The sequence below is a fragment of the Streptomyces sp. NPDC051987 genome (genome assembly GCF_040680735.1).
GTDB lineage: Bacteria > Actinomycetota > Actinomycetes > Streptomycetales > Streptomycetaceae > Streptomyces.
Genome location: NZ_JBFAXI010000007.1, coordinates 98,883 through 110,095, shown reverse-complemented (window position 1 = coordinate 110,095; position 11,213 = coordinate 98,883). Strand labels below are relative to the sequence as shown.

Annotated in this window: 8 protein-coding genes; 4 read left to right on the top strand and 4 right to left on the bottom strand. The window is 71.9% G+C overall.

Features of this window, described 5'->3' with window-relative positions:
- Positions 1-64 precede the first annotated feature (64 nt).
- Positions 65-1,228 (bottom strand): XdhC/CoxI family protein, encoded by a 1,164-nt coding sequence (locus AB0M11_RS06110; RefSeq protein ID WP_365701895.1) that lies wholly within the window; start codon positions 1,226-1,228, stop codon positions 65-67.
- 544 nt (positions 1,229-1,772) lie between these two features.
- Here AB0M11_RS06110 and AB0M11_RS06105 point away from each other — a divergent pair.
- Positions 1,773-3,239 carry a GMC oxidoreductase gene (locus AB0M11_RS06105; RefSeq protein WP_365701893.1) on the top strand — a complete coding sequence of 489 codons (1,467 nt, stop codon included), beginning with the start codon at positions 1,773-1,775 and terminating at the stop codon, positions 3,237-3,239.
- A gap of 191 nt (positions 3,240-3,430) precedes the next feature.
- Here AB0M11_RS06105 and AB0M11_RS06100 read toward each other — a convergent pair whose 3' ends face one another.
- Genes AB0M11_RS06100 through AB0M11_RS06090 form a run of 3 tightly spaced genes read right to left on the bottom strand, consistent with a single transcriptional unit; the run spans position 3,431 to position 7,153 of the window.
- On the bottom strand, positions 3,431-5,662 hold the full coding sequence (locus AB0M11_RS06100; protein ID WP_365701891.1) for a xanthine dehydrogenase family protein molybdopterin-binding subunit: 2,232 nt from the start codon (positions 5,660-5,662) through the stop codon (positions 3,431-3,433).
- 1 nt (position 5,663) lies between these two features.
- On the bottom strand, positions 5,664-6,638 hold the full coding sequence (locus AB0M11_RS06095; RefSeq protein ID WP_365701889.1) for a xanthine dehydrogenase family protein subunit M: 975 nt from the start codon (positions 6,636-6,638) through the stop codon (positions 5,664-5,666).
- Positions 6,638-7,153: a (2Fe-2S)-binding protein gene (locus AB0M11_RS06090; RefSeq protein ID WP_365701887.1), complete on the bottom strand. Its 516-nt coding sequence runs from the start codon at positions 7,151-7,153 to the stop codon at positions 6,638-6,640. The genes AB0M11_RS06095 and AB0M11_RS06090 overlap by 1 nt, the downstream gene beginning before the upstream one ends.
- 582 nt (positions 7,154-7,735) lie before the next feature.
- Between AB0M11_RS06090 and AB0M11_RS06085 the strand changes: the two genes are divergently transcribed.
- From AB0M11_RS06085 to AB0M11_RS06075, 3 genes are all read left to right on the top strand, one after another.
- Entirely contained in the window at positions 7,736-8,761 is a 1,026-nt protein-coding gene (locus AB0M11_RS06085) for an oxidoreductase (RefSeq protein ID WP_365701885.1), read from the top strand.
- A gap of 4 nt (positions 8,762-8,765) precedes the next feature.
- Positions 8,766-10,166, top strand: a complete 1,401-nt coding sequence (locus AB0M11_RS06080; RefSeq protein ID WP_365701883.1) for an FAD-dependent oxidoreductase — start codon at positions 8,766-8,768, stop codon at positions 10,164-10,166.
- A gap of 65 nt (positions 10,167-10,231) precedes the next feature.
- The gene (locus AB0M11_RS06075) at positions 10,232-11,191 is read left to right on the top strand and encodes an enoyl-CoA hydratase/isomerase family protein (RefSeq protein ID WP_365701881.1); all 960 of its coding nucleotides are present in this window, start codon (positions 10,232-10,234) and stop codon (positions 11,189-11,191) included.
- Positions 11,192-11,213: the final 22 nt, after the last annotated feature.

The window sequence follows — 11,213 nt, the reverse complement described above, 5'->3', positions numbered from 1 at the left end:
CATCGCCGGCCGGCCGGACGTTCCGGCCGGGCGGGTTGACCACGAAAGCCTCCCGGGTGCCCGCTCACCGTGCAGACAGCGGTCTCCGACTCGCCGTGGCAGTCGGCGGCACCCGGCAGTGCTCGTGGCCAAAGTCCCTGTGGATGGGTGTGTCACCCCCGGTCAGCGGCAGACCACTGCCCCCGCGGGTGACCGCGACGATCTCCGCGGCGATCGACAGTGCCGTCTCCTCGGGGGTGCGGGCGCCGAGGTCGAGACCGACCGGGCTGCGCAGCCGGTCGAGCTGCCACTCGGGCACGCCCTCGGCGCGCAGCCGCACCATGCGGTCGGCCTGGGTGCGCCGGCTGCCGAGCGCGCCGACGTATGCCACGGGAAGCGCCAGGGCCCGCGACAGCAGGGGGATGTCGAACTTGGCGTCATGGGTGAGCACACAGATGACGGTACGGTCGTCGGTGGCAGTCTTGCGCAGATGGCGATGCGGCCAGTCGACGACGACCTCGTGGGCGTCGGGGAAACGCTCGCGCGTGGCGAACACCGGGCGGGCGTCGCACACGGTCACCCGGTAACCGAGGAAACGCCCGAGGGTCGTCAGGGCCGCGGCGTGGTCGATGGCGCCGAAGACCAGCATGCGCGGCGGCTCCGCACGGGCCTCGACGAACAGGGTGAACGGCTGCCGGTGGCCGTCGCCCGCCGTGCCGAGCACCACCCGGGCCCAGTGCCGTCCGGCCGCGAGAACCTGGCGGGCCTCGGCCGCCGCGGTCTCGTCCGATCCGGCGGCGCCGCCGAGCGACCCGGCGTACGAGCCGTCGGCGCGCACCAGCAGCGAACGGCCCAGCGTCCCCGGCGGACCGTCCACGACGCGGGCCAGCGCCGCGCGGTCACCCCGGAGCACGGGCACGACCGCAGCGCGGTCTGCGGCGTACACCGGGACGACCAGTATCTCGATCACCCCGCCGCAGGTCACCTGGGACAGAAAGGGGTCGTCGCCGTCCGGTCCGAACCGGGTCAGGACCGGCTCCCCGGACGCCAGCACCTCTCGGCACAGTTCGTAGACAGCCCCCTCGACACAGCCTCCGGACACGCTGCCCACGGCGACACCCGTGGCGTCGACCGCGAGCGCGGCGCCCGGCAGCCGCGGAGCGCTCCCGTCCACAAAGACCACGGTGGCGACAGCGAAGTCACGGTCCTGTTCGCACCATTCACACAGCTCAGCCGCGATGTCCAGCACTGCGGTCCCTTTCGCGCTAGTTCGGCGGGTTCGGCAGGTACGGAGCGAGTCAAGGGCCGTGCCGGTCCGCTATCGGCCGCCGACCGAGCCGTGTATTGCCACCAATATGGGGGATGACGCCGCGAGAATCAACGGCCCCTGTTTAAAGGGGCCAGGTGCCGTTGACTTAAGGGCGGGCAATTATCGCGGCCTTGTCGAACTGCCCACGGCCGACCGGGCGGTTCGGTCACCGGAGCGCTGTCCGCCAGGTCCGACCTGTGCCTGGTCACAAGGCTTGAGCTGGGCAGTTGTTGCCGGTTACCGAGGCGCTCGACGCCGTTTTGTTGCGCCGTAAATCGTACCCGCGGCAGCATCGCGGTTAAGTCACCAGCGGAACGGGAGACTCCCGTTTTGCAACAGATTTGGCTTGCCTCGGACAGCCCCACGGTGTCTTCTTGTGAAGTATCGAGCGGAGTCCAGCGCCTTTTACCGAGAGGGGCATTACGTGTCCGTTGGAAAACGGCGAGTAGCACTACGAATTGACTCGGAAGAAGGAATCTCCACGGTGCCGGAGGCGCATCGGGCCATCGTCATCGGCTCCGGTTTCGGCGGCGCCGTCGCCGCGCTGCGGCTGGGTGAGGCCGGTGTACAGACGCTCGTACTCGAACGCGGCAGGCACTGGGAGACCAGCCTCAGCGAGCCGGTGTTCGGCAATGAACTGACACCGACCAGCGAGATGTTCTGGCAGCGCGACTTCGCCATCTGGCTCACGATGGAACCGACGCTCATCGACCGGGTGCCCGGCCTCATGGAGGTCATCACCGCCGGCGGCATCCAGATCGGCACGGCGGCCTGTGTCGGCGGTGGCTCCGTGGTGTACGCAGGCGTGACCGTGCAGCCGGAGCGACGCCACTTCGAGGCGCTCTTCCCGCGCGGGGTCTCCTACGAGGAGCTCGACCAGGTGCAGTTCCCGCGCGTTCGGCGCATGCTGAACGCGTCGTACATGCCGAACGACATCTACCAGGCGGACCCGTTCACGCACTCACGGGCCTTCGACAGCCAGATGAAGCGTGCCGGACTGCCGACCGAACCGGTCCAGACCACCTTCAACTGGAGCCGGGTGCGGGGTGAGCTGGCCGGCCGGCTGCGCCCGTCGTCGATCCTGGGTGAGTCGTCCTTCGGCAACAGCAACGGCGCCAAGCATGACCTGACCCAGAACTACCTGCCGGCCGCGATGGCCACAGGCCATGTGCGGCTGTGCCAGCTGACCGAGGTGACGTCGATCTCCACCGGACCGGGCGGGCGGGGGTACTCGGTACGGGTGCGACGGCACGCCCCCGACGGGGGAATCGTGGACAGCCGTGAACTCACCTGCGACATGCTTTTCGTGGCGGCCGGTTCGGTGAACACCACCCGGCTGCTGGTGCGCGCCCGCGACACCGGCACCCTGCCCGATCTGAACGAGCACGTCGGCACCTGCTGGGGCGGCAACGGCGACGCCTTCGTCTACCGGACCTTCGACGGCGCCACCGGGGTCAGCCAGGCGGCGCCCTGTGCCTCGTCGTTCTTCGCCGACGAGGGCTTCGGCATGCCGATCCGGGTCGAGAACTGGTACGCGCTGGCCTTCGCCGGCGAGCCGTACCTCTCGCAGTTCAGTGTCGCCGTCGACATGGACAACCGCGGCACCTGGACGTACGACCGGGTCAGCGACCAGGTGAAGATGCTGGACTGGGGCCCGGAGAAGAACCTCGCTCCGGAGAGCGCCGCCATGGCCGTCAGCCAGACGGTCATCGGACGCGGCATGGCCGGGCCGGCCCCGGTGCTGCCGCCGACCGGAGGGACCGCCCATCCGCTCGGCGGCTGCCCCATCGGCCGGGCCACCGACCTGTACGGCCGGGTCAGGGGATACCGTCATCTGTACGCGCTGGACAGCTCGTTGGTGCCGGGAAACGCCGCGGGCGCCAATCCCTCGCTGCTCATCGCGGGACTGGCCGAGCGGGCGATGGACGAGATCCTCACCCACGGCGGCTGACAGGGCCGGCCACGGGTTCGAGCCCGGTGGCACCGGCGACCGCGGTGTCCTGAGGACCACATCGCCGTGGGGAAGCGGCCCGCCCAGAGCTTCGCCGGACCGCTTCCGCATGCGCGTGCCGTCGTCCTCCGCATCCGTGTGCCACCGTGCGGATTCCGTGTCCCGTCGCTCAGATCAGCTTGTCGACGGTGTCAGATCAGCTTGTCGACGGTGATCGGCAGGTCACGGACTCGCCGTCCGGTGGCATCGAAGACGGCATTGCCGATCGCGGCCGCGGTGCCCACCGTGCCGAGCTCGCCGATGCCCCGGGCACCGAGCGGGCTGAAGTTGGTGTCCGGGTGGTCGAGGAAGTGCACATCGAAGCCGGGCATGTCGGCGTGGACCGGGACTACGTAGTCGGCGAGGTTCCCGTTGGCGAACCGGCCGGTCTCCGGCTCCGCCCGCAGCCCCTCAAGGAGCGCCTGGCCGATGCCGAACATCACGCCGCCCACGATCTGCCCACGCGCGGTCTTCCGGTTGATGATCCGGCCGCCGTCGACCACGGTCGTCCAGCGGTTCAGCCGCACCTCGCCGGTCGCGCGGTGCACCCGCACCTCGCAGAAGTGCGCGGCGAAGGAGTGGACGGCGAACCGCAGCCGTTCCGCGCCGGGCATGGCCAGTCCCGGGGAGTCCAGCCAGTCCCGGCCCAGCAGTGTGAGCAACTCTCCGAAACCGAGGCGCAGTTCGCCGCTGATCAGGTGTCCGTCCGCGTAGCTCACCGCGTCCTCGGACTGACCGTGGAACGGGGATTCCGGCTCGCCGACCGCGAGTTCGACCAGCTGCCGGCGTACCGCGACCGTCGCCGACCGTACGGCCGCGGTGGTGCTCGCCGTACCCATCGAGGCGAACGCGCCGTAGTTCAGCGGCAGTGCCGAGTCGCCCAGGTGGGCCTCCACCCGGTCCACGGGGATACCGAGATCGTCGGCGCACACCATCGCCAGGACGGTACGCATGCCGGTCCCGGGGTCCGACGCGGCACTGGAGACGGCCGCTGTTCCGGCGGCGGTCAGCCGCACCCCGGCGGCGGTGATCGGCAGCAGCTGTCCGGGGTAGGTCGCCCCCGCCATGCCGGTTCCGACCAGCCAGTCGCCCTCCTCCCCCGCCGACTGCCGTGGTCCGGTGCGCGGCTGCCAGCCGAAGCGTTCGGCGCCCACCCGGTAGCACTCGTCCAGGTGCTTGCTCGACCAGGGGACACCCCGGCCGGGAAAGACCGTGGCGTAGTTGCGCATGCGCAGTTCGATCGGGTCCAACCGCAGCTCGGCGGCGAGTTCGTCCATCGCGCTCTCCAGCGCGAAGGATCCCGGTGCCTCGCCGGGCGCCCGTACCCAGGTGGTCGGCGGCGAGTCCAGCGGCACCACGGTCTGGCCGACGTGGATGTTGGGGCACCGGTACGTGTACCTCGACGTCGTGTGCGCGGCCGTTTCGTAGATCACCCCGGACAGCGAGAGGCTGGACACGGCGTCGTGCTTCAGGGCCACCAGCGTGCCGTCGCGGTCGGCGCCCAGGGCCACGGTCTGCGAGACGGCGGAGCGGTGGCCGACCACACTGAAGACCTGCTCCTGGGTGAGGACGGTACGCACCGGGCGGTCGAGTTCGCGGGCGGCGGCCGCGGTCAGCAGCGAATGCGGCCAGACGTACAGCTTGCCGCCGAAGGCGCCGCCGACGTGCGGGCTGACCACCCGGACCTGGTCCATCGCCAGTCCGAGGGTCTCGGCGGCGGCCAGCGCGTGGCCCAGCGGGCTCTGCGAACCGAGCCGCAGGGTGAGCGTCCCGTCCGCCCAGGAGGCGAGCACCGCGTGCGGCTCCAGGGCCAGCGGCACCTCGGGCGGCTGGGTGTACGTCGCCGAGACCGTGACGGGCGCCGTGTCCAGCGCCTCGTCCACGGAGCCGAGGCCGGGGGCGACGATGTCGACCTGGGAGTCCTCGAAGTGGACCGGCACCGGTGGCGGCACCGCCCTCGCCAGTCCCTGGGCGAACGACGTCCGGGCGGGCTCGGTGTGGTACTGGGGGCGGATCAGTGAGGCGGCGTACCGGGCCTGCTCATAGGTCTCGGCGACCACCAGGCCGATGATCTGGCCGTAGTACCGCACCTTGTCGTCCTGCAGGGGCAGCCAGAACTGACCGACGAAGCTCAGGTCCGCGGTGGTCTTCACACGGTGCAGTTTGAGCGGGTTGAACGGGGAGTAGACGCCGAGCACGCCGTCGGCCCGCTCGGCCGCGGTGGTGTCCATGGCCTGCACGGTGCCGCGGGCCACCGTGCTGAGCACCAGGGCACCGTGGGCCATGCCGGGCACGGAGACGTCGGCGGCGTAGTCGGCCCGTCCGGTGACTTTGGCGGCGCCGTCGACGCGGGTGAGCGACGCGCCGATGATCGGTGAGGTCACGTCAGCCTCCGAGCCGGACGAGAGCGTGGGTGACGGTCTGCCGCAACAGGCGGACCTTGAAGGCGTTGCCCTCCAGCAGCCGGGCGCCGGCCGTGGCCTGCCGGCCGGCCCGTGCCGCGCTCTCGGGGGTGAGCCGGGCACCGCGCAGTCCGTCCTCGGCCGCACGCACCCGCCAGGGCCTGGTGCCCACTCCCCCGAGGGCGATCCGGGCGTCGGCGACGACTCCGTCGGCCGTCAGGTCGACGGCCACCGCGACCGAGACCAGCGCGAACTCGTAGGAGCGCCGGTCGCGGATCTTGACGTACGCCGACCGCGCCGCCCACGGCAGCCGGGGGACGGTGATCCGAGTGATCAGTTCACCCGGCCGCAGCTCGTTCTCGATGTGCGGGGTGTCACCGGGCAGCCGGAAGAACTCGTCGAGCGGGACCCGCCGTACGCCGTCCGCGCCGCGCAGTTCCAGGACCGCGCCGAGCGCGACCAGGGCGACGGCGGGGTCGCTGGGGTGGGTGGCCACGCAGGACGGGCTGGTGCCCAGCACGGCGTGGCCCCGGTTGTCGCCGGTCAGGGCGGAGCAGCCGCTGCCCGGTTCACGCTTGTTGCAGGGCATGGCGGTGTCCCGGAAGTAGCCGCACCGGGTCCGCTGCAGGACGTTGCCGCCGATGGAGGCCATGTTGCGCAGTTGCGGGGAGGCGCTGACGAGAACCGCCTGGCGCAGGACCGGACAGCCGCCGGCCACCGCGGGGTGCCGCGCGATGTCCGCGAGGCGTTCGAGGGCGCCGATGTGCAGACCCTCGTCGTCGGTGTGGATGCCGTGCAGGGGCAGCGCGTTGACGTCCACGACCCGTCGGGGGCGGGCTACGCCGAGTTTCATCAGGTCGACCAGGGACGTGCCGCCGGCCAGGTAGGCGGCGTCCTCGACGTGACACGACAGGGCCTGCTCCACGGTGCCGGGTGCGGTGAAGGCGAAGGGTCGCATCAGCGGGCTCCGTCGGGTTCGTCCGGTCCGGTGGTCTGTTCGGCCGCGGTCTCAGCGGCGCTGCGCACCGCGCGCAGGATGCCGTCGTAGGCGCCGCAGCGGCAGATGTTGCCCGACATCGACTCGCGCACCGAGGCGTCCGACCGGGCCAGGCCCTCGTCCACCACACACACCGCCGACATGATCTGACCGGGGGTGCAGAAGCCGCACTGGAAGCCGTCGTTGTCGAGGAAGGCCTGCTGCACGGGGTGCAGTCGCTCGCCGTCGGCGAGTCCCTCGATGGTGGTGACCTGCTTGCCGTCGGCGGCGGCCGCCAGGGTGAGGCAGGACAGCACCCTACGACCCTCGATGTGCACGGTGCAGGCGCCGCACTGGCCGCGGTCGCAGCCCTTCTTGGTGCCGGTGAGGCCGAGGCCGTCGCGCAGCGCGTCCAGCAGCGTGGCGCGGACGTCGGTCCGCACCTCCTGCGTCGCACCGTTGACGTGCAGGACGACCGGGATCGACGAATCCGTCATGGGTCCTCCTCCGTAACGTTCGTGAGTGGTACGGGAAGAGTCAGGAGCGCTCCGCAGAGCGAGGATGCGCGGGACCACTGTCGCCTAACCGACTGATGAGTGTCAAGCGGTTGATAATATGCAGTCACTGTAAGGGCGTTCCGCGGGTTGCTCGCCCGTCACCGCCGGGCACCCGTCAAGCAACTCGCCGCCCCGCGACGGCGTCCATCACCCCGGGACGGCAAGCGCCGGCACCGCCCTCAAGCAGGGCCGACCTCCCTTCGGACACGGGGGCGGCCGGTGCGCGACGCCTGAACAGGCGTTGAACAGCCGCATACCAATTGCAGGGGGTAAAGTGCTTGACACCTGGCTCAGGAGCTATGGCACGCTCTCCCCTGATACGACCGCGGATCCGTGGCGAAGCGGGTCGCCCGAGAGCGGATCCGTGTCACTGGCACCGTATCCGGGCGCGGTTCGGCTTCCGGAGGCCCTTCAGACGAACGGTGCGACGACGGATCGGGCCCCCGGCTCCCGCAGACGACACGTCCCGCCGAGCATCAGCCGCACCGGCAGGATCCCCCACCTCGCTCTGGAGGCTTCGACATGCCGCCGACCAGCACCGGCGCATCGTTCTTCAGCACGACGCACACCATCCCGCGGGACTGGACCACGGACCGGATGCCCGCCCTGACCGGCACCCTGGCCGTGGTCACGGGGGCGAACGGCGGCATCGGTCTGGTCACCGCCCGCGAACTGGCCCGCGCCGGTGCCACGGTGGTCCTCGCCGTCCGCGACCCCGCCAAGGGCGACGCGGCCGCCGAGACCATCGGCAACGCTGTTCCCGGCGCCTGTCTGCGGGTCCGCCGGCTGGATCTCGCCGACCTCGGATCGGTACGCGACTTCGCCGCACGGCTCACCGCCGAGCACGACACCCTCGACCTGCTGATCAACAACGCCGGCGTCATGGCCGTGCCCCGGCGGCGCACCACCGCCGACGGCTTCGAACTGCAGCTGGGCACCAACCACTTGGGGCACTTCGCGCTCACGGGGCTCCTGCTGCCCGCTCTGCTGAACGCCCCGCAGGCCCGCGTCGTCACGGTGAGCAGCACCCTGCACACACTGGGCCGCATCGACTTCGACGACCTCCACGGCGAGCACCGGTACAGCCGGTACGCCGCCTACGGTCAGTCGAAACTGGCCAATCTGCTCTTCACCGGCGAACTCGACCGGCGCGCCGCGGCCGCCGGCAGCCGGCTGCGCGCGGTGGCCGCCCACCCCGGCTATGCCTCGACCGATCTCCAGCTGACGGGGCAGCACGCGGTGACGCGGTCCGTGATGGCCGGCTGCAACGCGCTCTTCGCCGTCAGCCCGCGCACCGGAGCGCTGCCCGTGCTGTGCGCGGCCACCCTGCCCGGCCTGCCGGGCGGGGTTTTCGTCGGGCCGCGCGGCCTCGGCGGCTACCGGGGTTCGCCCGGCGTGGCCCGGCCGCACCGGCGCGCGCAGGACCAGCGCGGCGCGGCCCGGCTCTGGGAGGTCTCCGCCGACGCCACGGGCGTCCACTACGACTTCCGGGACCGTGGCGCGCCCGCGCAGGGCCCGTCCCGTTCCGAGCGGCGGCTGGGGGACTGACGTCATGACAGCGCAGAAGAAGAGGAAACCGGAACCCGCCCCGCGCGAGGCGGACGTCGTCGTCATCGGTGCCGGGCTGGCCGGACTGACCGCGGCCGACGCGCTGCTGCGGGCCGGTCTGGAACCGCTGGTCCTGGAGGCACGCGACCGGGTCGGCGGACGCACCCTGAGCGAACCGATCGGTGACGGCGCCGTGGTGGAACTGGGCGGCCAGTGGCTCGCCCGGGGCAACGCCCGGATGGCCGAGCTCGCCGGGCGTGCCGGAGCGCCGCTCTTCCAGAACCACTCCGGCGGCACCGACCTGATGGAGATCGCGGACCGGATCCGCAAGCAGCGTGGCGCGCTGCCGCCGCTGAACCTCCCGGCGCTGCTCGACGTCGGCCTGGCCCGCCTCAGGCTGGACCGGATGGTCAGCTCGGTCCCGGTCCGGGCCCCCTGGCGGGCACCGCGCGCCGACTGGCTGGACGGCCACAGTGTGGGCCAGTGGCTGGACCGCAACGTCCGCAGCCGCGAGGGCAGGGAACTGCTGGACCTCGCCTTCACCACCCTCTGGGGCGCCGCACCGGACCGGATCAACCTGTTGCAGGCGCTGATGTACATCGGCAGCACCGGGCGCTTCGACAACCTCACCACGACCAAGATCCAGGACCGGATCACGGGCGGCGCGGCCCGCGTCGCGCAGTGGCTGGCCGCCGGCCTCGGCGACCGTGTGCTGCTGGATGCACCGGTCACCGAACTGGTACGCGGCAACGGCACCGTCGAGGCGGTCTCCGCCCGCGGCAGGGTACGGGCACGGCGTGCGGTGGTCGCCCTGGCACCCCAGCTCGCCGACCGGATCGCCTTCGAACCCAGGCTGCCGCACGACCGCGCGACAGCGCTGCGCAGCCTGCCGATGGGCGCGGTGACCAAGGTGTCGGCGGTGTACAGCACCCCGTTCTGGCGGGAGCACGGTCTCAGCGGCAAGGCGCTGACCTCCCGGGGCCCGCTGACCGCGGTCTTCGACAACACGGCTCCCGGCGACGGGGCGGTCGGCGTCCTGGTCGGCTTCGTCCCCGGTGACCGCGCCCGCGACCTGGCCGTCCTGCCCGCCGGGGAGCGCCGACGCGCGGTGCTCGGCACCCTCGTACGGCTCTTCGGGCCCGAAGCAGGCGCACCCGACCTGTACTTCGAGAAGGACTGGACCTCCGACCCGTGGTCCCGCGGCGGCTACTTCGGCCTGCCGGAGATCGGCGCCATGCACGGCGCGGTCCGGATGCTCGCCGAGCCGGCCGGCCCGGTCCACTGGGCGGGCTCGGAGACCGTGCTCAAGGACTACGGCGGCATGGAGGGCGCGGTGGCCTCCGGCGAACGCGCGGCGGCCGAGGTGCTGGCCGCGCTGACGGCGGAGGTCGAACAGCCGGTGTGACCGGACGGGCAAGCGAACGGGGGCTTCAGGCAATGTCGAACGACCGTGACCGGAGGTGGTCCACGATGAGTCTGCTGGCACAGGAACGGCACGGCGCCGTGCTCACCGTACGGGTGCGCAACGAGCCGTTCAACTTCATGACCGGCCGGCTGCTGGCCGAACTGTCCGACGCGGTGGCCCGCGCCGAGCGGGATCCCACCGTGCGCGCGGTGGTGCTCGCGAGCGCGGTGCCCGGAGTGTTCATCGGCCACTACGACATCGAGGAACTGCTCGCCGGCGCCGAGGCGGGCGGCATGGAGGTGCCCGCGCGGCTCGCCCCCGCACCCTTGCGCCTGGTCGGCGCGCTCGGCCGGCTGCCCGGCATGCGAGGCCTCCTGGAACACACCCCGGTGGCCGGGCTTCAGGCGCTGCTCGCCTTCCATGACGTGGTGCGCCGGATCCAGAACAGCGACAAGGTGTACGTCGCGGCGATCGACGGCACCGCGCTGGGCGGCGGGTTCGAGCTGGCGCTCGCCTGCGACGTGCGGATCATGGGCGACGGCCGGTACGGCATCGGGCTGATGGAGATCGCCTTCGGACTGCTGCCCGGGGGTGGCGGCAGCCAGCTGCTGGCCCGGACCATCGGGCCCGGCCGGGCGCTCGAACAGCTCCTGGAAGGAAGGCTGTTCACCCCCGCCGCCGCGCTGGAGGCCGGCCTCGTGCACCACGTGGTGCCCCCGGACGAGGTGGCCGGGCACGCGTCCCGGACCGCCACCCGGCTGGCACGGCGGCCGCCCGGCTCGGTCCGCGCGGTGAAACGAGCCGTGCACCGCGGCGGTTCCAGCGGCCTCGGCCGGGGCCTGGCGATGGAGCGGGCCCTGTTCCTCGCCCTGGTCAGCCGCCGCTCCACCCAGTCGGCACTGCGGCGCTATCTCAAGGACCTGCAGACCCACCGCCGGGTCATCGGCGGCGACGTGGCCGCCTTCGTGGAGAACCGCCTGCCCGCCTGGCAGTCCGGGACGGCCACCGAGGCCGAGACCCGCTGACCTCCCGTCCCTCGAGGAACAG